Raw genomic sequence first — 19680 nt, 5'->3', positions numbered from 1 at the left:
TGACATATTTTGGGCATGAGCGATTACGACGCGATCGTCGTCGGTGCCGGTCACAACGGACTGACCGCGGCGGCGGTCCTTCAGCAAGCGGGTCTTCGCACTATCTGCCTGGAGGCCAACACCTACACCGGAGGAATGGCGGCCACCGTCGAACTCATCGACGGGTTCCGCTACGAGATCGCCGGTTCGGTGCAATTTCCCATGCCGAGCCAGATCGCCAAGGAGTTGGGCCTGGACACGCTGCCCACCGTCGACGCCGAGGTGATGTCGGTCAATCTCGGCGACGAAGGCGAAGAGCCGATGATCTTCTACCGCGACCCGATGCAGTTCATGACACACCTGGCCGACAAGCATGGCACCGACGCCGTCACCGGTATGGCCGAGCTGATCGGCTGGAGCCATGGACCGGCAAAGGCATTGGGCCGCTTTGATGTTCGCACGCCACCCAAGACGCTCGACGAGATGTACGCGTGCGCGTCCAATGAGGCAGAGCGCACCGCCATCCACGATGTGCTCTTCGGGAGCGCGATGGATGCCATCGACCGCTACCTGCCGGACAAGCACAAACACGCGGTGCTGCGAAGCATGCTCGCCTTCCTCGCGATCAACTCCACGTATCGCGGGCCATATACGCCAGGCAGCGCAACGTGTTTGGCGTTCGCGCTGGCGGTTCCCGATGACGCCACCGCGATGATGACCAAGTTGGAAGGGGGCATCGGCGCGCTGTGCGATCACCTACACCAACTGTTCGTCTCCAATGGCGGTGAGGTCAGGTACCGCGCCAAGGTGGACAAGATTCTCGTCAAGGACGATCGCGTCACCGGTGTGCGTCTGCACGACGGTACGGAGATCAGCGCGCCTGTGGTGGTTTCCAATCTCTCCCCGGATTTCACGCTGATCGATCTGGTGGGCGCGGACCATCTGCCTGCCGACCTCGTCACGCGACTGAGCGGCCGTGACCACAGGGCGTCGTTTGTCCAGATCCACTTCGCGCTCGACGGTCTTCCTGAGTTCGCCCCACCATACGATTTCCTCAACGAACCGGGCATGCAGGGTTCGATCGGAATCTTCAATTCGCCTGAAGAACAACAACGTCAGTGGGAGGAGTGCCGGCGAGGCGTCGTCCCGGACAACCCGTCGATGGGAATGCAGATACCGTCCGTGCACGACCCCGCCATGGCGCCGCCGGGCAAGCACGCGGCAAGCGCGTTCGCATACGCATTGCCGGTAGAGAACAGCCGAGACACGCGCCAACTCAAGAACGTGATGGCGGAGAAGGTGATTGACAAGATCTGCCGGTTCGCACCGAACTTCCGCGACATCCAGATGCGACACATCACGTTCGCGCCGTACCACATGCAGACGATGTTCGCCGCCCCGTCCGGCGACTTCTGCCACGGTCTGCTGCATCCGGATCTGATGGGGCCCAATCGTCCTGGGCCGAAGGGTTTCCTCGACATCCCCGTCCCGACGAGAGGGCTCTACCTCGGCGGCGCGGGATGCCATGGGGGTCCGGGGATTACGTTCATCCCCGGGTACAACGCCGCGTACGCGGTGCTCGAAGACGCCGCGAGCTAGCCCGACGGCTTTGTCGCCGCGTGCAGCGCGACGATGCCGCCCGTCAAGTTGCGCCACCGCACTGCCGACCAGCCGTTGTCGGCTATCCGCTGCGCCAAGGCCGCCTGATCGGGCCACGCGCGAATCGACTCGGCCAGATAGACGTAGGCCTCAGGGTTCGACGACACCGCGCGCGCAACCCGCGGCAGTGCCTGCATCAGGTACTCCTTGTACACGGTCGCGAACAATCCGTTCGTCGGTGTCGAGAACTCGCAGACCACCAGCCGGCCGCCGGGTCGCGTCACACGCGCCATCTCCCGCAACGCCGCGGCGTGGTCGACGACGTTGCGCAGCCCGAAACTGATGGTGACCGCGTCGAACATCGCGTCGCCGAACGGCAGTCGCGTCGCGTCGGCCGCGACTTTCGGAACGTTGCGCGACGCGCCAGCCAGGAGCATTCCGACCGAGAAGTCCGCCGCCACACACCACGCGCCGGATGCCGCCAGCTCGACCGTCGAGACCGCCGTACCCGCCGCGAGGTCGAGCACCGTCTCACCTGGACCGATCCCCAGCGCAGAACGCGTGGCGCGCCGCCAGAACCGGTCCTGGCCGAGCGACAGCACAGTGTTCGTGAGGTCGTAGCGCCGGGCGACGGCGTCGAACATCGACGCCACCTCATGTGGGTCCTTGTCCAGCGTCGCGCGGCTCACGCAGCAGACGCTACCTGGTTCGCCAGACCGCCTCTTTCGAGGCGAATACGCAACTACGATGCCGAAGTGGCCGAGCGCGACGACGTGCTGAAGAACCCGGCGGTGACCGCCGCGGTCGGAGCCGCGTCGCTGGCCGCTAGCGGGGTGGCGGCCACCTACGGCGCGGTCACCAAGCTGCCGTTGATCGGGCCCCAGATCCGCCGCGGTGTAACCGCTCTGTCTGACCACGGTGAGCGCGTGATCGAGCATGGCCTGCATCCGATGAGAGCGACGATCACCGACGCAGTGGTGCGCATGGTGGACGAGGTGCTTGCCGAGCTCGACCTAATCGGGTGGGCGAACAAGGTCATCGAGGGCGTGGACCTGCAGGCGATCATCCGGGAAGCAACCGACTCTGTGACCACCGAAGTGGTGACGGAGGTGTGGACTGAAACTCAACGCGCCGACGATCTTGTCACCGAGATCGTCGACGAGGTCCTCGGCCGGCATCGCGAAGACCACTGACCGACCCAACGCATCACAGCGGATTCCCAGCCGCCGATTGGCCCGATGGGGAATTAGCAGGGCCCCACATGGGCTTCAACCCAGTGACTGCAAGAGGGAGGTTGAATTGTGAGCGAAAAAGTTTGGTTCATCACCGGGGCATCACGCGGCTTTGGCCGCGAATGGGCGATCGCGGCTCTGGAGCGCGGCGACAAGGTCGCGGCCACCGCGCGCGACACCGCCACTCTGACTGATCTGGTCGACAAATACGGCGAGGCACTGCTGCCGCTGCAGCTCGACGTGACCGACCGCGAGGCGGACTTCGCCGCCGTCAGGGAGGCGCACGACCATTTCGGCCGGCTGGACATCGTCGTCAACAACGCGGGCTACGGGCACTTCGGGTTCATCGAGGAACTGACGGAGGCCGAAGCGCGCGCTCAGATCGAGACGAACGTGTTCGGGGCGCTGTGGGTCACCCAGGCGGCGCTGCCATACCTGCGGGCCCAGCGCAGCGGGCACATCATCCAGGTGTCGTCCATCGGCGGCGTCGTCGCGTTCCAGAACGTCGGTATCTACCACGCGTCGAAGTGGGCGTTGGAAGGCTTCTCGCAAGCGCTGGCCCAAGAAGTCGCCCCGTTCGGGGTTCACGTGACGTTGATCGAGCCGGGCGGCTTTTCTACCGACTGGGCCGGCTCGTCATCGAAGCGATCCGAGCCGCTGCCCGACTACAAAGAGGTGCATGAAGCGGCCGAGCGGGCGCGCAGCCAGCGCGTCGCCAAGCCGGGAGATCCGCAGGCGTCGGCCCGTGCGCTGCTCAAGATCGTCGACGCACCCGAGCCGCCGCTGCGCGTGTTCTTCGGGGAGCTGCCGCTCCAGCTGGCCAAGGCCGACTACGAAAGCCGGCTCAAGACATGGGAAGAGTGGCAGCCCGTCTCGATCGAGGCGCAGGGCTAATCAGCGCGAGCTAGGCGGCTTTGAGCTGCTTGAGGCCGATGACGTCCTCGTAGTGGCCGAGCAGTTCGTCGCAGATCGCGGGCCAGGTGCGTCCCAGCACGCTGCGACGGGCGGCGACCGAATAGCGGTGCCGCTCGGCGATCAGATGGTCGACGGATTCGACCAGCTTGGCCTCGAACTCGCTGACCGCCAAGAGCAGTCCAGTGCGGTAGGGCGCGACCAAGTCGCGCGGCCCGCCGGCGTCGGGAGCGATGACCGGCAGGCCGGACGCCATCGCCTCCTGCACCGCCTGGCAGAACGTCTCGTGTTCGCCCGGATGCACGAAGACGTCCATGCTGGCGTACGCCGTCGCGAGCGCCTCGCCGTACAGTGCGCCGGTGAAAACCGCTGACGGCAGGACGGATTCGAGCTTGGCCCGGTCGACGCCGTCGCCGACGATGACCAGCTGAACGTTGTCGCGGTCGGCGAGCACCGCCAGCCGCTCGACGTGTTTCTCCGGCGCCAGCCGGCCGACGAAACCGACGATCGGCTTACCGTCCGGTGACCACCTGTGCCGCAGCCCGTCGTCGCGCGCCGACGGTGCGTAGCCTGTGATGTCGACGCCGCGGCCCCATCGGTGCACCCGCGGGATGCGATGCGCGGCAAGGTTTTCCATCGCCGAGGTGGACGGCGCCAGTGTACGGTCGGCCCGCTTGTGCAAGTGACGCGTCCACGCCCAGGCGGCACGCGCCGCGACGCCGATTCCGTAGCTCTCGGCGAAACCCGCTACGTCCGTTTGGAATACGGCGACAGTTGGGATGCCGAGATACCTGGCAGCGTGCACACCGCCATACCCCAGCAGCGCCGGCGAAGCCAAATGGACGACGTCTGGGGCGAATCCGCGCAGCACGCTGACCATCCGTGGCCGCGGCACACCCAGCGGCAGCGACGTGATCTTCGGGAACATGCGCGACGGCACCCGGTGCACCCGGACCCCGTCGTGCACCTTTTCCGCCGGCGGTTCCCCGCGCGGCGTGTCCGGGGCGATGACCAAGACCTCGTGCCCGGTGCGGCGGAGATGCTCGATCACCCGAAGCACCGAGTTGGTGACGCCGTTGACATTCGGGAGGAATGACTCTGCGACGATTGCAACGCGCACACCAGCAGAGTCCCATCGTCGGCTGTCGCGAAGGTTGCGTGCAGTTATACGACACGCGAAAACCGGGTGCGGATGATCGGCCGATCCCCCACTCGCGATTCGAGTATCGTGCGCACAAAGAAGGACGGTTGACATGCGGATTTCCCGGGCTCTTGCGGTGCTCGTGATCGGGCTGATGGTCGTCGGCGTCGGCTGCTCGCGACAGGTTGCAGGCTCGGCGCAGCCGGATCCGAACAAGCCGCCGCTCGCGGTGACCAAGGACGGCTACGGCATCGCCGCCGGATTCGGCAATGCCCCCGTGAAGATCGAGATCTACACCGAACCCCAATGCAACCACTGCGCCGATCTTCAACACGACTTCGGCGACGAGCTGGCCTACTACATCGCGGTCGGTCAGTTGCAGGTGACCTATCGACCGATGATCTTCATGGATGAAAAGGACAACGGATACTCGGCGCAAGTCAGCAATGCGTTGTTCTCGGCCACCGAAGGAGCAACGGGCACGCAGTTTCAACGGTTCGTCGAGATCCTCTGGGCGAACCAGCGTCCGGGCGGAAAGCCGCCGACCAAAGACGAGCTGCACGAGTACGCAACGAAGGCGGGAATGTCAGAGGACGTGGCCAAGAAGATCAGCGATGGCGGTTCGGCCGTCAACGTCAAGGACATGGACGACACGAACTTCGGCTACCTCTACGATATCGACAACGAAAATCTCGGCACCCCAACGGTTTACGATCTCGAAAAGAACCAAAAAGTCGACCTCTACGACAACGACTGGCTGAAGAAGCTCATGCAGGCGTGATGCGCCGCTCCACCAGCGTCACGCCTAGGAGCGCCGCACCCGCAATCAGCCAGGCCACCACGGCGATCGAACCTGCCGGGATGATGGCCAGCGACGCGTTGCGGTCCTGAACCCGCACCAGGTCGGGATTGTTCCTGTCGTATTCGACGTAAATCCGCATGCCCGTGTCCAATTCGGACGGATACAGCACGCCGAGCTCCGGGCGGTACGTGACGCGGTCGGGCGTGACGAATTCGATCGTCGAACGCCGCGGACCCGCACTGAGCACATTGGCTTCCGCCACACCCATATGGCGTTCGATCTGGCGGTCGTTGCGCCACGCGCCGAGAACCAACAGCAGAGACTGCAGCGTCACCAAACACGCAGCGATCACAATGCCGATGCGCAGACGCCGAAGGACCCGGGCCGATCGCGTCTCGGTCTCGTCCCCGTAGAGCCGCGGAAAAAACTTGCGCACCAACGCCATCAGACGCGTCACAGGGCCGCCTTGATCGATGCGTGCAGTGCGCGCAGCGACGACCGGTCGGCCTTCACCTCCAGCACCCGCATGCCCTCGAACGGCTCGGCCAACGCGTCGCCGAGCTGGCCGGCCTCGATCTGTCGGCTTTCGACGTGATACGCGCGGCACAACGCGCCGACGTCCACGTCGTGGGGAGTGCCGAAGATCCGCGACGACACGTCGGAGAACCGCGGATCGCCCTGCTCGAGAAGTTCGAAGATGCCGCCGCCGTTGTCGTTGGACACCACGATCGTCAGGTTGCGCGGCGTCGGCTCCGTCGGCCCGATGAGCAGACCGGAGCTGTCGTGCACGAACGTCAGGTCACCGATCAACGCGATGGTTCGCCCGTCGTGCGCAAGCGCCGCGCCGATCGCCGTCGACACCGTCCCGTCGATGCCCGCCACACCTCGGTTCGACCTCACCTTGATGCCCTGCGCGTTCAGCCCGACCAACGCCGCATCGCGGACCGGGTTCGACGCGCCGAGCACCAGCTGATCGCCTGGCTTGACGGCGTCGGCGACCGCGGCGGCGACGTGCAGACCGGTCGTCAGCGGATGGGCCTTGAGCTGGCTGCGGACGGCCTCGATCGCATGCCGGTTGACGTCGGCGCAACGTTTGAGCCAGTTGGCGGTGGGCTCGCCGGTGGTGACCGCGCGGGTGCCCGTGGCCTGGGAATTGCCCGACACGTCCGGCCAGCGCGGGCCGGTCGTCAGCGCGTAAACCGGCACCGACGGATCGGCCAGCAGCGCCGACACCGGACGGTGCAAGGTCGGGCGGCCGAGCATGATGACCTGCTGCGGGTGGACCAGCCGCAGGGCGAACGGGTGCAGCGGGTTGGCGGCGGGCGGCGCGGTCGGCTCGGCGACCGTCGGCAACTTGGCGAGATTGGGGTGCACACCCGCGCCGTGGCCTGCGATGACGACAGTATCCGGCGTCAGATCGATGTCCAGCGGCTGGTCGAACATGACCGGCGGCGTGTACGTCCACGGCTTGCCGCCGGGACGGCCTTCCGGCGCATAGGCCACGCCTGGCTCGTCGGTGTCCGGCACCAGCGGCTCGCGCAGCGGTATGTCGAACTGCACCGGGCCGGCATTGGCGGAGCGAGATCCGGTGGCAGCGGCCAAGACTCGGCATGTCGCCGAGCGCCACTGCGCGTTCAAGGAGTCCATCCGCTCAGGGGCATCCTCGGACAGGCCGAGGCTGATGTTGGCGCGGACCTGTGTGCCGAAGTAGCCCAACTGCTCGAATGTCTGGTTGGCGCCGGTGCCCAGCAATTCGTAGGGCCGGTTGGCGCTCAACACGATCAGCGGCACCCGCGCGTAGTTGGCCTCGACGACCGCTGGGCCGAGGTTGGCCACCGCCGTGCCCGACGTCATCGCCACACACACCGGGGCCCGCTCGGCCACCGCCAACCCGATCGCCAAGTAGCCGGCGGTGCGCTCGTCGATGCGCACGTGCAGCCGCAGACGGCCCGCGCGGTCGGCGTCCTGGAGTGCAAACGCCAGAGGAGCGTTGCGCGAGCCCGGACACAGCACGACGTCGCGGACACCGCCGCGAATCAGTTCGTCGACGACCACGCGTGCCTGCGCCGTCGATGGGTTCACCACTACAGCGTATCGGCGCAGATTTTCAGTGCCTTCAGTGCCTTTAGTGCCGCAGCGTTTCCCAGTCGTGCTCGTCCTCGAGCTGCGCGATGAGCCGCGACGTGCGCTCTCGCAGCAGAAGCGTCATCGCGATACCGATCACGACCGCGACGACGAGCGCGACCCACGAGAATCTGGACAGCCATTTCTCGGCGGCGATGCCCAAGTAGTAGACGACGGCCGTGGTGCCCCCCGCCCACACCAGCCCGCCACTGGCATTGGCCGCCAGGAAGTGCGGATAGCGCATCTTCAACGCGCCGGCCAGAGGGCCGGCGAAAATCCGCAGCAGGGCGATAAAGCGCCCGAAGAACACCGCCCACACGCCCCAACGCGCGAACAACTGCTTGGCCAGCGCCACGTGTCCGGGGCCGAAGTGTTTGGGGAAGCGTTTGCCCAGCCGTTCGAACAGTGACATGCCGAACTTGCGGCCGATGCTGTATCCGATCGAGTCGCCGATCACGGCCCCGCACGTCGCGGCCACGCCGACCCACACCGGGCTGATGTCGAGGGTGTGGCGTGAAGCGAGCAACGCCGCACTGACGAGCGCGATCTCGCCAGGCAGTGGAATGCCCAGACTTTCCAGCCCGATGACCGCCCCGACGACCACGTACACGGCGAACGGCGGGATCGTCTGCAGCAGCGCGTCCACATTCACGCCGCCAACAATGCCATTCAGGTCGCGTCGGCGAAGAACTTCACGGCGGCGGTGTTGACGGCGTCGGGTTGTTCGATGAATCCCAAATGCCCAGTGTCCGGAATCTCTAGGTAGGTGCCGTTGCGAACGGCGTCGGCGACCTCGCGGCCGAGGTGCGCCGGCAGCACCACGTCGTCGGCGAACCCGATCACCAGCGTCGGTGCGGCGATGCTGCGGTAGGCGGGCAGCCGGTTGCCCTGCGGCCCGATGGCCAGCTGTGTGCGCAGCCCCGGCGTCTGCTTGGTCGGCCACATGGTGAACATGTCGATCCAGTCAGCGACGGCGCGGTCGTCGTTGAGCGTCCTGGGTGAAAAGCTTTCCAGCAGACGGATTTTCGCGTCGTAGCTCTTCGGCAGGCGAACGCCGGATTCAGCAAGCTCCCATTCCGCGACGCGGAAGAAGTCGCGAGTGCGGTCCTGGCGGCCGCGGGTGGCCATCAGCACCGCTTGGCTGACCAGTTCCGGGCGGGCAAGCATCAATTCCTGCGCGATGAACGCGCCCATCGACACCGCGACGATGCGCACAGGAGCCGCGTCGAGCTTCTCGATCAGCGCGGCGGTGTCGGCCACCATGGTCTCGGTCGTGAAGCCGCTGGCGTTTTCGGTCGCGCCCACCCCTCTGTTGTCGAAGGTGATGCAGCGGTAGCCCGCCCGCTGGAAGTGCGGGACCTGATGCAGATGCCACGTGCGGCCGGCGCCCCCGCGACCCGCGATGAACAGCACGGGGTCGCCGCTGCCGCGATCGTCGTACGCCAGATTCACGCCGACGACCGTACCGTGGCTCGTGTGCAGGAAGCCGCGCCAGGCGCGGGTTAATGCACAGAGACCGTCTTGCGCTGCTTTCGACGGCCGCGGGCCTTTCCGATCGCCGCGTCCCACAGCAGCGCGGTCGTGGCCTTGAGCTGCGCCGGCTTGACCATGTCCTTGCCGAGCAGTGCGGTGGCGGCGGCCTTGGTGGCCGCAGACGCCTTGGACATGTGGCCGGAGTCGAACGGCGGCTGCGGGTCGTATTCGATGGCGAGTTGGATGGTCTTGGCGCGGCCTTCGCCGCTGATCTGCCCGGCCAGCCACATCGCGAGGTCGATGCCCGCCGACACACCGGCGCTGGTGACGATGTCACCTTCGTGCACTATCCGCTCGTCGTTGACGGGCACCGCGCCGAGTGTCTTGAGCGCAGGCAACGCCATCCAGTGCGATGTGGCCCGCTTGCCGTCGAGCAGACCCGCAGCGGCCAAGATGACCGATCCCGAGCACACCGACGCCGTCCACGTCGCTGTCTCGTGTGCCCTGCGCACCCAGTCGAGAAGCTTCTCGTCGCGGGCGTGCTCCATGGTCGTCATGCCGCCGGGGATCAGGATGACGTCGGGCGACGGTGTCTCGTCGAACGAATGCGTGGCGCCGATGAGCAACACACCGGAGTCGGCGGCGATCGGTCCGGGTTGATGCCAAAGGAACCGCACCTCCGCGTCGGGCAGGTTGCGCAGCACCTCGTAGGGGCCGATGAAGTCCAGGGCGGTGAAGCCCGGATACACCACAATTGCGATCTGCATGTCGATCTCCTTTTTGTCAGGCGAATGTCTTGCGGTATTGGTCGGGCGAAATTCCCAGCCGCCGAACGAAATTGCGTCGCAGCGTTTCAGCCGTTCCGAAGCCGCAGCGAGCCGCGATCACCGTCACGGTGTCGTCGGTTTCCTCCAGTTGGCGGCGGGCGGCTTCGGTACGGATCCGCTCGACGTATGCGCCTGGCGCCTCACCGACCTCGACTGTGAACACGCGGGTGAAATGGCGCGGGCTCATCGCTGCGCGGCGGGCGAGCTCCGGGATGCTATGTGTGCCACCGGGTTCGGATTCGATAGCCTCCTGCGCGTCGCGGATCGGCGTCCGCTTGGCGCGCGGCATCCAGACGGGTGCGGCGAACTGCGTCTGCCCGCCGGGGCGCCGCAGGTAGAGCACCAGCCACCGGGCCACGGTCTGCGCAGCCTCAGTGCCGTAGTCGTCCTCGACCAGCGACAGCGCCAAGTCGATGCCCGCTGTGACACCTGCGGCCGTCCACACCTTCTCGGAGCTGCGGACGAAGATCGGCTCGGGATCGACTTTGACGCAAGCGAATTCGCGTGCCATCCGGCCCGCGAACGCCCAGTGCGTGGTGGCGGTGCAGCCGTCGAGCAGCCCGGCCTGGGCGGCGATGAACGCTCCGGTGCAGACGCTGACGACGCGGCGGGCGTTGTCGGCGGCAATCTTGATCCAGCCGATCAACTCCGGATTCTGGCGGGCCGCGTCGACGCCGATGCCGCCCGGCAGCACGATCGTGTCGACGGGCTTGCGCGGATCGGGCAGTGGCTGCGCGACGAGAGCAAGCCCTGTGCCGGTGGTGGCGGGTTCGCCGTTCTGCGAGACGACGCTGACGGTGTAGCCCTCGTCCGGCCGCCCTTGGCCTTGCAGATAGATGGTCGCGCCGGTGAATACTTCCGACGGCCCGACCAGGTCGAGCGCCTGCACACCCGGAAAGCCGAGGATCAGCACGTCGCGCGACATGAACCCAGTGTTGAGGATGGCGGGCGTGGCGTCTATGCCCTGCATCCCACAAATTAGGACATGAGCTGGTAGCAGGCCCTGACGCGGTCGATCCACCACTGCCTGCGGTCCGCCGGGGCGATGAGCGCCTCCAGGCGCGCCGGGTCGGGGGTGACAGACCTGACGCGCAGGCACCCGTCGATCGGTGTCAGGGGTTCGGCGACGTCGTCCATCAACAGCGCGCCCGTGCCGAGCCCGCACGCGTGGTCCAGTTGGGGCAGCGCAGCGGCTGCGCGCAGGCCCGTCGCGATCCCGACGGCGGAGTCGAGCGCGCTGGAGACGACGATCGGAATATCGATCTGCTCAGCGATCCTCAGCAGTGACGAGACGCCGCCCAGCGGAGCGACCTTCAGCACCGCGACATCGGCGCCCCCGGCGCGCACCACCCGCAAAGGGTCGTCGGCCTTGCGGATGCTTTCGTCGGCGGCAATCGGCACGTCGACCCGGCGCCGCACCTCGGCCAACTCCTCGACCGTCCTACATGGCTGCTCGATGTACTCCAGCGGACCGGATTCGGTCAGCGCATGCGCGGCGGCGACGGCCTCGTCGACGGTCCATCCACCGTTGGCGTCGACCCTGACGGTCGGAACGAGCGCTCGAACCACTTCGACGCGGTCAACGTCGTCGACCAGTGTCTGCCCCGGCTCGGCGACCTTGACCTTCGCGGTACGCACATCGGGAAACCGGGCCAGCACCTTGGGCACCTCCAAAGCTGGTATCGCGGGCACCGTCGCGTTGATCGGGATGCGGTCGCGATGAGGCGGCGGCGGCTCGCCGTACGCCGCTTCGATCGCCGACGCCAGCCACGCCGCGGCCTCCGGCGCCTCGTACTCCAGGAACGGCCCGAATTCGCCCCAGCCGCATGGCCCGTCGATCAGCGCGACCTCGCGAACCATGATGCCGCGGAAGCGAACTCGCATCGGCAACGCAACGACATGAAGACGGTCGATGATGTCCGCTAGCGGCTGCACGCCTCCATACTGCCGGTCCGCGAAGTCGTACGGTCACGGATGATGAGGTTTGGGCCTTGCCACGTCCGGTAACATTTAAGTTACTTAACTTTCTACCGACAGCGGGGCCCTCATGCAGATTCGAACACTTCTCCCGACCACTCTTGCGGTGACCGTGACCGCGGTGGCAGGCGGCCTGGCCAGCCGGCCGGCACAGTCGGCGTGGTACGAGTCGCTCAAGAAGCCGCCGTATCAGCCGCCGCGACAGGCGTTTCCGATCGTGTGGCCCATCCTGTACGCCGACATCGCGGCCGTGTCGGCGGCCACGCTGGACGATCTCGAGCGCCACGGCCAGCGAGAGGAGCGGCGCGCATATGTCGTCGCGCTGGTGACCAACCTGATTCTCAACGGAAGTTGGTCGTGGTTGTTCTTCAACCGGCGAAAGCTCGGGGCGTCGGCGATCGCCGCGGGCGCGCTGGCGGTCAGCAGTGCGGATCTGACGCGCCGGGCAGCGGCCGCAAGGGGCGCGAAGGCGGCGCCGCTCGCCCTCTATGCCGCGTGGTGTGCGTTCGCCACCGCGCTGGCCACGCACATCTGGCTGCTGAACCGACGCTGATGCAAATCATCAAGCTTCCCGGTCAAATCGTCGAGTCGGCATTGTCGATCGTCGGCATCCGACTTGGCACCGAGGAACCGCACTACATTCGACGGCCATTGACCGACACCGTCGAGATACGCCGATACGGCCCGCGGATCGCGGCCCAGACCAGCGTGGCCGGCGATGAGAACCGCGCCCGCTACATCGGCTTCCGCCGGCTCGCGGGCTACATCTTCGGCGGCAATCATCGCGACGAGCAGATTTCGATGACGGCGCCCGTCAGCCAGCAGCGCGGCGACGACATCGCCATGACGGCACCCGTCGCGCAGTCTCGAAACGCCAGCGGCGAGTGGACAATTCGGTTCTTCATGCCGTCCAAATGGACGATGGAGACGCTGCCTGCACCGGATGACGACCAAGTCACTCTTGTCGAGGTTCCTGGTGAGACGGTCGCCGTTCTGCGCTTCAGCGGCGACCGCGGCCCCGACGCAGTCGCGGCGCGCACCGACGAGCTACTCGTTGCGCTGCGAGGGCACGGCATCGAGCCCGCCGGGGAGGCCGTCGCATGGTTCTACGACCCGCCGTGGACATTGCCGTTCAGACGCCGCAACGAGGTTGCCGTTCCCATCAGCGACGCCTAGCCCACCCCTAGACCGTCGCGCGGTCGCGTCCCTCCCAGAACGGTTTGCGCAGATCCTTCTTGAGGATCTTGCCCGTCGGGTTGCGCGGCAGCTCGTCGGTGATGTCCACCGACTTCGGGCACTTGTAGGCGGCCAGGTGCTCACGACAGAACGCGATGAGCTCCTGCTCCGACGCCTCACCTTCCAGTGAGACAACGGCTTTCACCACCTCGCCCCACTTCTCGTCCGGCACACCGATGACCGCGACCTCTGCCACCGCAGGATGCTCCGCCAGCACCCTTTCCACCTCGATCGAGTAGATGTTCTCCCCGCCGGAGATAATCATGTCCTTCAGCCGGTCCTCAACGAAGATGTAGCCGCCTTCGTCGACGCGGCCGATGTCACCGGTGCGGAACCAGCCGTCGGACGTGATCGACTCCGCCGTGGCCTCCTGCTTGTTGTGGTAGCCCTTCATCAATTGCGGTGAACGGAACCACAATTCGCCCTGCTCGCCGGTCGGCACGTCCTCGAGGGTGTCGGGATCGACGACGCGCACCTCGGCGTTGGGAACCAGCGTCCCCGCACTGCTCAACCGCTCCGGACGATCCTCGGTGCGATGCGCATCCGGAAGCAGATGGCTGATCACGCCACACAATTCGGTCAACCCATATGCCTGGATGAAGTCCGTGTTCGGCCAGGCCTTCAACGCCGACCGCAGCAACGGCAGCGGCATCGGCGAAGCCCCGTACGCATACGTCTTCAGCGCACCGAACAACTTCACCGCGTCCTCACCTGACTCCAGCACCTTCGCCAGCACCGCAGGCACCAGGAATGTTCTGTTGGCGCCCTTGAGAATTGCACCGGCTAGCGACATCCCGTCGACATCGCGAGTCATCACGCTCGCCACGCCGTCGTGGATGCCGAACTGCACGTACGACGACCCGCCGACGTGGAACAGCGGCATCGACACCATGTTCTTGTCGCCTTCGTCGAACTCGAAGCCCTCGTGCGCATTCACGGTGTGCGCGATCAAGTTCGCCTGGGTGAGCTCGACGCCTTTGGGACGGCCCGTCGTGCCCGAGGAGTACATGATGATGCACACGTCGTCCGGCTCGACATCGGCCGAGCGGCCGACCGGCGTGGCGTCGGCCAGCATCGCCTCGTACTCGTCGCCGTCACCGCCCTCCGGCGTTACCACGACGACGTGCTCGACCTTCGTCAGGTTGTCGCGGATCTTGTCGATCGACGGCTTCAGCTCCGCGCCGACGATCAGCACCTTGGCATCCGAATCGTTGAGGACGTAATCCAACTCGTCAGCGGCCAGCCGGAAGTTGATGATCGCGTTGGCCGCGCCGAGGGAGGCCGCCGCGAGGGTCGACTCGACGCAGGCGGGGTGGTTCTTGTCCAGGAACGCGATCACGTCGCCGCGCGTGACGCCGCGCTCTTTCAGCGCGCCCGCAAGCCTGCGGACCCTGTCGTTCCACTGCGACCACGTCCAGCTGCGATCGAGGAAATCCATCGCCTCGGCGTCTGGCTTGGTTTCGGCCCAGTGGGCGATGCGTTCGTCGAGAAATCGGGGTTCAGGCAGGTCGGACATGGCATGAAGCGTGCCACGCGACGCGCCGCGTCAGTCGCCTTTCGGGTAAACCTGCCGGCCAGCCAGATAGGTGGCCTGCACTTCCAGGTCCGCGATTTCCTCGGGTGCCACGGTCCGCGGGTCGGCCGACAACACCACCATGTCGGCGTACTTGCCGACCTCGAGCGAGCCGACGATGTCGTCGGAGAACAACTGCCACGCCGCGTCGATGGTCTGCGCCCGGATCGCCTGTTCGACGGTCAGCCGCTCCTCGGGTGCCAGCACACGACCGGACGGCGCCGTGCGGGTGGCCGCGACGCTGATGTTGCGCAGCGGTTCCTCGGGCGTGACCGGTGGGTCGTTGTGCAACGAGATGCGCATTCCGGTCTTCACGGCCGAGCCGCACGGCATCCACCGCTCACCGTGTTCGGGGCCGAACAGGCCGTCGACGATGACGTCACCCCAGTAGTGGATCTGGTCGACGAACAGGCTGCAGGTCACGCCGAGGTCGTGGGCGCGCTGCAACTGCTCGGGGCGGATGGCGCCGACGTGTTCGAGTCGCAGCCGGTGATCGCGGCGCGGCCAGCGTCGCAGCGCTTCTTCGTACACGTCGAGGATCGTGTCGACACCCGCGTCGCCGTGCACGTGGCAGGCCATCGGCCAGCCTTTCGGGAAATAGGCGCCGACGATTTCGGTCAGCTGCTCGCGGGTGTAGTTCGCGTGCCCACACGAACCCGGCGCCACGCCGATTGTGCGGGTGGCGTCGGTATCGAGATAGGGAAAAGACAGGTCGATGTTTCCGATCCACGGCGAGCCGTCGACCCAGATCTTGATGCCGACCTGACGGAGCAGGTCGTCGCCGTTGGACGGCGTCATTTCCGTCGTCATCTGCGCGGTGGACATCTCGTAGACGCGCAGCCGCACGGAGAGCTCGTCGCGCATCTGCTCGAGCAACGGCCGGAACAGCGGATCGAACGCCATCTCCGAGCATGTGGTCAGCCCGCAGCGGTTGAGCCTCGCGAGTTCGGCATGCAGCATCGCCGGGTAGTCGCTCGGTTGAATGGCGCCGCCCAGCAGCGAGAACACCGCTGCGGTTTCTTCGGCCGTGCCGTCGAGGTTGCCGTCGGAATCGCGACCGTACTTGGCGCCCTTGGGATCTGGCGTGTCGCGGGTCAGCCCGTAGCGTGCGGCGGCCGCCGAGTTGAAGAAGGCCTTGTGGCCCGAGTTGTGGATGATCACCAGCGGGCTGTCGGGGGCCATGCCGTCAAGCCACGCGAGCGTCGGCTTCGGAAGACCGTTCTGCAGCAGCGGATCCCATCCGTTCAGGTACGCGCCTTCTTGACCCCGCTTGGCGACCTCCGCCCGGATCGCGTCGACGACATCGTCGGCGTTGGGCAGCGTGACCGGCCGGATGTCGACCATCCGGTCCGACAACACCATCGCCTCCAGCACCGGATGTCCATGGGCCTCGACGAGCCCCGGCATCAGGCAGCCGTCGATGTCGAGCGTCTGCGTCCCGGGACCGATCCAGTTCTCGACTTGGGACCGCTCCCCCACCGCGACGATGCGGCCATCGGAGACTGCGATCGCTTCGGCCGTGGGCTGCAGATCGTCGACAGTCAGCACGGTGCCGAAAATGACCAGGTCAGCTGGGGACATTCGGCCATCCTCCCAGCGCGCGAAAAAATTCTTCGAAGAAATTCGCAACCCGTGTCGATTCGGGCCGCTTGCCGTTCGACGTAGTTGCGAGGGCACGATAGAGGCCCCTTCCCAACGAAGAAGGAGACACCACAATGTCGCGTTACATGCTGATCATGCGGTCCACCCCCGAGGCCGAGCAGGCGATGGCCGAACAGAACATCGATTTCAACGAGATCATCGCGGCGATGGGCCGCTACAACGAAGAGCTCATCAAGGCCGGCGTGCTGCTGGCCGGCGAGGGCTTGACCGGGCCCGAGGAGGGCTTCGTCGTCGACTTCAACTCCGATCCCCCGGTCGTCACGGATGGCCCGTACACCGAGGCCAAGGAGCTGTTCAACGGGTTCTGGATTCTCGACGTGTCGTCGAAGGAAGAGGCCAAGCAGTGGGCGCAGAAGTGCCCGCTCGGCGCGGGCGTCAAGCTCGAGGTGCGCCGCGTGTCGGAAACCGAGGAATTCCCGCAGGACAACGAATGGGTCCAGAAGGAAATCCAGTGGCGGGCCGACCTCGCCGAGAAGGTCGCTGCCGAGTACCGGGCTGAGGCCGATAACGCCGCCAACCGCTGAGCTTCAGCGCCGAAACTGTGTTCCGGCAGGGCAGGGTCGAGTAGAGGCCTGCTGGAATGCAGTTTCGGCGACTGCGGGGTACCGGACCACGGTTTCTGTAACACGTTCTAGTCTTAGGAACCATGACGGACGAGCTGCTGCGCCATCCCCTGCACTCCGGCCACCTCACGGTCGGTGCTCTGAAGCGAAACAAAGACAAGCCGGTGCTCTTCCTCGGAGACACCACGCTCACCGGCGGCCAGCTGGCCGACCGCATCAGCCAGTACATTCAGGCGTTCGAGGCATTGGGCGCGGGTACCGGCGCCGCGGTCGGTCTGCTCTCGCTGAATCGGCCCGAGGTGCTGATGATCATCGGCGCCGGGCAGACGCAGGGATACCGCCGCACGGCACTACACCCTCTTGGATCGTTGGATGACCACGCCTATGTGTTGTCCGACGCCGGCGTCACCTCGCTGATCATCGATCCCAACCCGATGTTCGTCGAGCGTGCGCTGGGGCTGCTGGAGAAGGTGCCGTCGCTCAAACAGATCCTGACGATCGGACCGGCACCCTCCGAGCTGGCCGACGTGGCCGTCGACCTCAACGCCGAGGCCGCGAAGTACTCGCCGCAGCCGCTGAACGCCGCCGACCTGCCGCCCGATCACATCGGCGGGCTGACCTACACCGGCGGCACCACCGGCAAGCCGAAGGGCGTCATCGGAACGACCCAGTCGATCACCACCATGACGACGATCCAGCTCGCCGAGTGGGAGTGGCCCGAGCATCCGAAGTTCTTGATGTGCACGCCGCTGTCACATGCCGGCGCGGCCTTCTTCACGCCGACGATCGTCAAGGGCGGCGAGCTCGTCGTGCTGACCAAATTCGATCCCGCCGAGGTGCTGCGCGTGATCGAGGAGCAGAAGATCACGGCGACGATGCTGGTGCCGTCGATGATCTACGCGCTGATGGACCATCCGGATTCGCACACCCGCGACCTGTCGTCGCTGGAGACGGTGTACTACGGCGCCTCGGCGATGAACCCGGTGCGGCTCAAGGAGGCCATCAACCGCTTCGGTCCGATCTTCGCGCAGTACTACGGGCAATCCGAGGCGCCGATGGTGATCACGTATCTGGCCAAGGACGATCACGACGAGAAGCGGTTGACGTCCTGCGGGCGGCCGACGCTGTTCTGCCGTGTCGCGCTGCTTGGCGACGACGGTAAGCCGGTGCTGCAGGGCGAGGTAGGCGAGATCTGCGTGTCCGGCCCGCTGCTGTCCGGCGGCTACTGGAACCTGCCCGACGCCACGGCCGAAACGTTCCGCGACGGGTGGATGCACACCGGCGACCTGGCCCGCGAAGACGAGGACGGCTTCTACTACATCGTCGACCGGACCAAGGACATGATTGTCACTGGCGGGTTCAACGTCTTCCCGCGCGAGGTGGAAGACGTTGTGGCAGAACATCCTTCGGTCGCGCAGGTGTGCGTGATCGGTACGCCCGACGAGAAGTGGGGTGAGGCGGTGACGGCGGTGGTGGTGCTGCGGCCGGACGCACCGTCTGACGAGGATGCAGTGGCCCGCATGACCACCGAGATTCAGGCTGCGGTCAAGGAGCGCAAGGGTTCGGTGCAGTCGCCGAAGCAGGTGATCGTCGTCGACTCCGTGCCGGTGACGGCGCTGGGCAAGCCGGACAAGAAGTCGGTGCGCGCACAGTTCTGGCAGGGCGCGGACCGCGCGGTCGGCTGAGTTCCCTGCGCGAGCAGACGCAAAGTGTCCCGACACGCCGACGAAATGGAACACTTTGCGTCTGCTCGCGCTAGAGGGTGACGACGAAATCGGCCTTGGCGCGGGCGTTTTCGATGCGGTCGGCGTTGCGTTCGTCGACATCACGCACCCACGCCTCGGCGTCTTCAAGTGACTTGCCGAACGTCACGTGCCTGGCGATGAGGCGGCGACGTCGTTCGTCGCGGGGCACGTCGATGAACCACACCTCGGAAAGTTGTGCACGGATCTGCGGCCACGGCTCATCGTCGTCGAGCAGGTAGTTACCTTCGGTCACCACCAGGCGATGTTCAGGACTGACGGGGATGCTGCCCGCTATCGGCTGCTCGACGGTGCGGTCGAAGGCCGGCGCGTAGACGATGCGCTGCGGCCGGGCGCGAATGCGTTGCAGCAGAGCGAGATAGCCGTAGCCGTCGAAGGTGTCGATCGCGCCCTTGTGATCAAGGCGTCCAAGCCGATCCAGTTCGGCATCGGCGAGGTGGAAGCCGTCCATAGGCAACTGAACCGCGTCAACAAATGCTGACGCGACCGATTCGGCCAACGCCGTCTTGCCTGCGCCGGGCGGGCCGGTGATACCGAGCAGGACCCGGCGTTCACGCGCCAGCAGCGCCTCGACCCGCTCAGTCCAAGAGTGCATCGATCTCGGCGGCGATTCGCGCGATGCGTTCCTCTTCGCTGGGTATCCCGCGGGACTCGTCGCTGGCGCGTTGCCAGCCCAACCGCCACATGCGGGCGGCGATCCGGTCCCCGATACCCGCGTAGGGGTTGTTGAGCGTACGAGGGAACGCTTTCCGGCCCTCCAGATAGGCCGTGACGAACCGATGCGCCATGGCTACTAACTTTGCTGCGCCATCACACT

At 66.1% G+C, this 19680-nt stretch carries 21 protein-coding genes; 8 read left to right on the top strand and 13 right to left on the bottom strand.

Annotation, left to right across the window (positions count from 1 at the left end; genetic code table 11):
• Positions 1-15: 15 nt before the first annotated feature.
• Positions 16-1578: a phytoene desaturase family protein gene (locus tag ACWW36_RS12845; RefSeq protein WP_456141901.1), complete on the top strand. Its 1563-nt coding sequence runs from the start codon at positions 16-18 to the stop codon at positions 1576-1578.
• On the opposite strand, the gene ACWW36_RS12840 is transcribed toward ACWW36_RS12845, so the two are convergent.
• On the bottom strand, positions 1575-2267 hold the full coding sequence (locus ACWW36_RS12840) for a demethylmenaquinone methyltransferase (RefSeq protein ID WP_456141900.1): 693 nt from the start codon (positions 2265-2267) through the stop codon (positions 1575-1577). The two genes, ACWW36_RS12845 and ACWW36_RS12840, sit on opposite strands and share 4 nt — an antisense overlap.
• 66 nt (positions 2268-2333) lie before the next feature.
• Between ACWW36_RS12840 and ACWW36_RS12835 the strand changes: the two genes are divergently transcribed.
• Together ACWW36_RS12835 and ACWW36_RS12830 are read left to right on the top strand one after the other, a co-directional pair.
• A complete protein-coding gene (locus ACWW36_RS12835) occupies positions 2334-2771 on the top strand; it encodes a hypothetical protein (RefSeq protein WP_456141899.1) in 438 nt (145 codons plus the stop codon).
• Between the two features lie 108 nt (positions 2772-2879).
• Complete coding sequence (locus ACWW36_RS12830) at positions 2880-3704, top strand: SDR family oxidoreductase (RefSeq protein WP_456141898.1); 825 nt, start codon at positions 2880-2882, stop codon at positions 3702-3704.
• 10 nt (positions 3705-3714) lie between these two features.
• On the opposite strand, the gene ACWW36_RS12825 is transcribed toward ACWW36_RS12830, so the two are convergent.
• Positions 3715-4842 (bottom strand): glycosyltransferase family 4 protein, encoded by a 1128-nt coding sequence (locus tag ACWW36_RS12825; protein ID WP_456141897.1) that lies wholly within the window; start codon positions 4840-4842, stop codon positions 3715-3717.
• 133 nt (positions 4843-4975) lie between these two features.
• Here ACWW36_RS12825 and ACWW36_RS12820 point away from each other — a divergent pair, with 133 nt between their 5' ends.
• A complete protein-coding gene (locus ACWW36_RS12820; protein WP_456141896.1) occupies positions 4976-5644 on the top strand; it encodes a DsbA family protein in 669 nt (222 codons plus the stop codon).
• On the opposite strand, the gene ACWW36_RS12815 is transcribed toward ACWW36_RS12820, so the two are convergent.
• Genes ACWW36_RS12815 through ACWW36_RS12785 form a run of 7 tightly spaced genes read right to left on the bottom strand, consistent with a single transcriptional unit; the run spans position 5631 to position 12024 of the window.
• Positions 5631-6110, bottom strand: a complete 480-nt coding sequence (locus ACWW36_RS12815; protein WP_456142470.1) for a DUF3592 domain-containing protein — start codon at positions 6108-6110, stop codon at positions 5631-5633. The genes ACWW36_RS12820 and ACWW36_RS12815 overlap by 14 nt on opposite strands.
• A gap of 8 nt (positions 6111-6118) precedes the next feature.
• Positions 6119-7747, bottom strand: a complete 1629-nt coding sequence (menD, locus tag ACWW36_RS12810; RefSeq protein ID WP_456141895.1) for a 2-succinyl-5-enolpyruvyl-6-hydroxy-3-cyclohexene-1-carboxylic-acid synthase — start codon at positions 7745-7747, stop codon at positions 6119-6121.
• A gap of 43 nt (positions 7748-7790) precedes the next feature.
• The gene (locus ACWW36_RS12805; RefSeq protein WP_456141894.1) at positions 7791-8441 is read right to left on the bottom strand and encodes a DedA family protein; all 651 of its coding nucleotides are present in this window, start codon (positions 8439-8441) and stop codon (positions 7791-7793) included.
• 17 nt (positions 8442-8458) lie between these two features.
• Positions 8459-9241 (bottom strand): alpha/beta fold hydrolase, encoded by a 783-nt coding sequence (locus tag ACWW36_RS12800; RefSeq protein ID WP_456141893.1) that lies wholly within the window; start codon positions 9239-9241, stop codon positions 8459-8461.
• Between the two features lie 50 nt (positions 9242-9291).
• Positions 9292-10029, bottom strand: coding sequence for a DJ-1/PfpI family protein (locus tag ACWW36_RS12795; RefSeq protein ID WP_456141892.1), 738 nt, complete (start codon positions 10027-10029; stop codon positions 9292-9294).
• 16 nt (positions 10030-10045) lie between these two features.
• A complete protein-coding gene (locus tag ACWW36_RS12790; RefSeq protein WP_456141891.1) occupies positions 10046-11014 on the bottom strand; it encodes a GlxA family transcriptional regulator in 969 nt (322 codons plus the stop codon).
• Between the two features lie 53 nt (positions 11015-11067).
• Positions 11068-12024: an o-succinylbenzoate synthase gene (locus ACWW36_RS12785; RefSeq protein ID WP_456141890.1), complete on the bottom strand. Its 957-nt coding sequence runs from the start codon at positions 12022-12024 to the stop codon at positions 11068-11070.
• A 112-nt stretch (positions 12025-12136) separates the two neighbouring features.
• On the opposite strand from ACWW36_RS12785, the gene ACWW36_RS12780 reads away from it, so the two are divergent.
• A complete protein-coding gene (locus ACWW36_RS12780; RefSeq protein ID WP_456141889.1) occupies positions 12137-12619 on the top strand; it encodes a TspO/MBR family protein in 483 nt (160 codons plus the stop codon).
• The gene (locus ACWW36_RS12775) at positions 12619-13242 is read left to right on the top strand and encodes an SOUL family heme-binding protein (protein WP_456141888.1); all 624 of its coding nucleotides are present in this window, start codon (positions 12619-12621) and stop codon (positions 13240-13242) included. The genes ACWW36_RS12780 and ACWW36_RS12775 overlap by 1 nt, the downstream gene beginning before the upstream one ends.
• Before the next feature lie 7 nt (positions 13243-13249).
• On the opposite strand, the gene ACWW36_RS12770 is transcribed toward ACWW36_RS12775, so the two are convergent.
• Together ACWW36_RS12770 and ACWW36_RS12765 are read right to left on the bottom strand one after the other, a co-directional pair.
• Positions 13250-14818, bottom strand: a complete 1569-nt coding sequence (locus tag ACWW36_RS12770) for a long-chain-fatty-acid--CoA ligase (protein ID WP_456141887.1) — start codon at positions 14816-14818, stop codon at positions 13250-13252.
• 30 nt (positions 14819-14848) lie between these two features.
• On the bottom strand, positions 14849-16456 hold the full coding sequence (locus ACWW36_RS12765; protein ID WP_456141886.1) for an amidohydrolase: 1608 nt from the start codon (positions 16454-16456) through the stop codon (positions 14849-14851).
• Positions 16457-16590: 134 nt separating this feature from the next.
• Between ACWW36_RS12765 and ACWW36_RS12760 the strand changes: the two genes are divergently transcribed.
• Both ACWW36_RS12760 and fadD8 read left to right on the top strand, forming a co-directional pair.
• The gene (locus ACWW36_RS12760) at positions 16591-17061 is read left to right on the top strand and encodes a YciI family protein (RefSeq protein ID WP_456141885.1); all 471 of its coding nucleotides are present in this window, start codon (positions 16591-16593) and stop codon (positions 17059-17061) included.
• Between the two features lie 122 nt (positions 17062-17183).
• Positions 17184-18785, top strand: a complete 1602-nt coding sequence (gene fadD8 / locus ACWW36_RS12755) for a fatty-acid--CoA ligase FadD8 (protein WP_456141884.1) — start codon at positions 17184-17186, stop codon at positions 18783-18785.
• 70 nt (positions 18786-18855) lie between these two features.
• Here fadD8 and ACWW36_RS12750 read toward each other — a convergent pair whose 3' ends face one another.
• Both ACWW36_RS12750 and ACWW36_RS12745 read right to left on the bottom strand, forming a co-directional pair.
• Positions 18856-19458 (bottom strand): nucleoside/nucleotide kinase family protein, encoded by a 603-nt coding sequence (locus ACWW36_RS12750; protein ID WP_456141883.1) that lies wholly within the window; start codon positions 19456-19458, stop codon positions 18856-18858.
• Positions 19442-19651: a ribosome modulation factor gene (locus tag ACWW36_RS12745; protein WP_456141882.1), complete on the bottom strand. Its 210-nt coding sequence runs from the start codon at positions 19649-19651 to the stop codon at positions 19442-19444. Before ACWW36_RS12745 ends, ACWW36_RS12750 begins: the two co-directional genes overlap by 17 nt.
• Between the last annotated feature and the right edge of the window lie 29 nt (positions 19652-19680).

Source organism: Mycobacterium sp. MMS18-G62 (assembly GCF_053877835.1).
The sequence above is the reverse complement of the archived record's forward strand: the minus strand, read 5'-3'. Positions and strand labels throughout refer to the sequence as shown.

Excerpts from the sequence above, each read along its gene's own strand:
- fadD8 (WP_456141884.1), top strand. The coding sequence starts at position 17,184 with ATGACGGACGAGCTGCTGCGCCATCCCCTGCACTCCGGCCACCTCACG.
- ACWW36_RS12815 (WP_456142470.1), bottom strand. The coding sequence starts at position 6,110 with ATGGCGTTGGTGCGCAAGTTTTTTCCGCGGCTCTACGGGGACGAGACC.
- ACWW36_RS12775 (WP_456141888.1), top strand. The coding sequence starts at position 12,619 with ATGCAAATCATCAAGCTTCCCGGTCAAATCGTCGAGTCGGCATTGTCG.
- ACWW36_RS12750 (WP_456141883.1), bottom strand. The coding sequence starts at position 19,458 with ATGCACTCTTGGACTGAGCGGGTCGAGGCGCTGCTGGCGCGTGAACGC.
- ACWW36_RS12790 (WP_456141891.1), bottom strand. The coding sequence starts at position 11,014 with ATGTCGCGCGACGTGCTGATCCTCGGCTTTCCGGGTGTGCAGGCGCTC.
- ACWW36_RS12820 (WP_456141896.1), top strand. The coding sequence starts at position 4,976 with ATGCGGATTTCCCGGGCTCTTGCGGTGCTCGTGATCGGGCTGATGGTC.
- ACWW36_RS12745 (WP_456141882.1), bottom strand. The coding sequence starts at position 19,651 with ATGGCGCATCGGTTCGTCACGGCCTATCTGGAGGGCCGGAAAGCGTTC.
- ACWW36_RS12765 (WP_456141886.1), bottom strand. The coding sequence starts at position 16,456 with ATGTCCCCAGCTGACCTGGTCATTTTCGGCACCGTGCTGACTGTCGAC.
- ACWW36_RS12760 (WP_456141885.1), top strand. The coding sequence starts at position 16,591 with ATGTCGCGTTACATGCTGATCATGCGGTCCACCCCCGAGGCCGAGCAG.
- ACWW36_RS12770 (WP_456141887.1), bottom strand. The coding sequence starts at position 14,818 with ATGTCCGACCTGCCTGAACCCCGATTTCTCGACGAACGCATCGCCCAC.
- ACWW36_RS12795 (WP_456141892.1), bottom strand. The coding sequence starts at position 10,029 with ATGCAGATCGCAATTGTGGTGTATCCGGGCTTCACCGCCCTGGACTTC.
- ACWW36_RS12780 (WP_456141889.1), top strand. The coding sequence starts at position 12,137 with ATGCAGATTCGAACACTTCTCCCGACCACTCTTGCGGTGACCGTGACC.
- ACWW36_RS12845 (WP_456141901.1), top strand. The coding sequence starts at position 16 with ATGAGCGATTACGACGCGATCGTCGTCGGTGCCGGTCACAACGGACTG.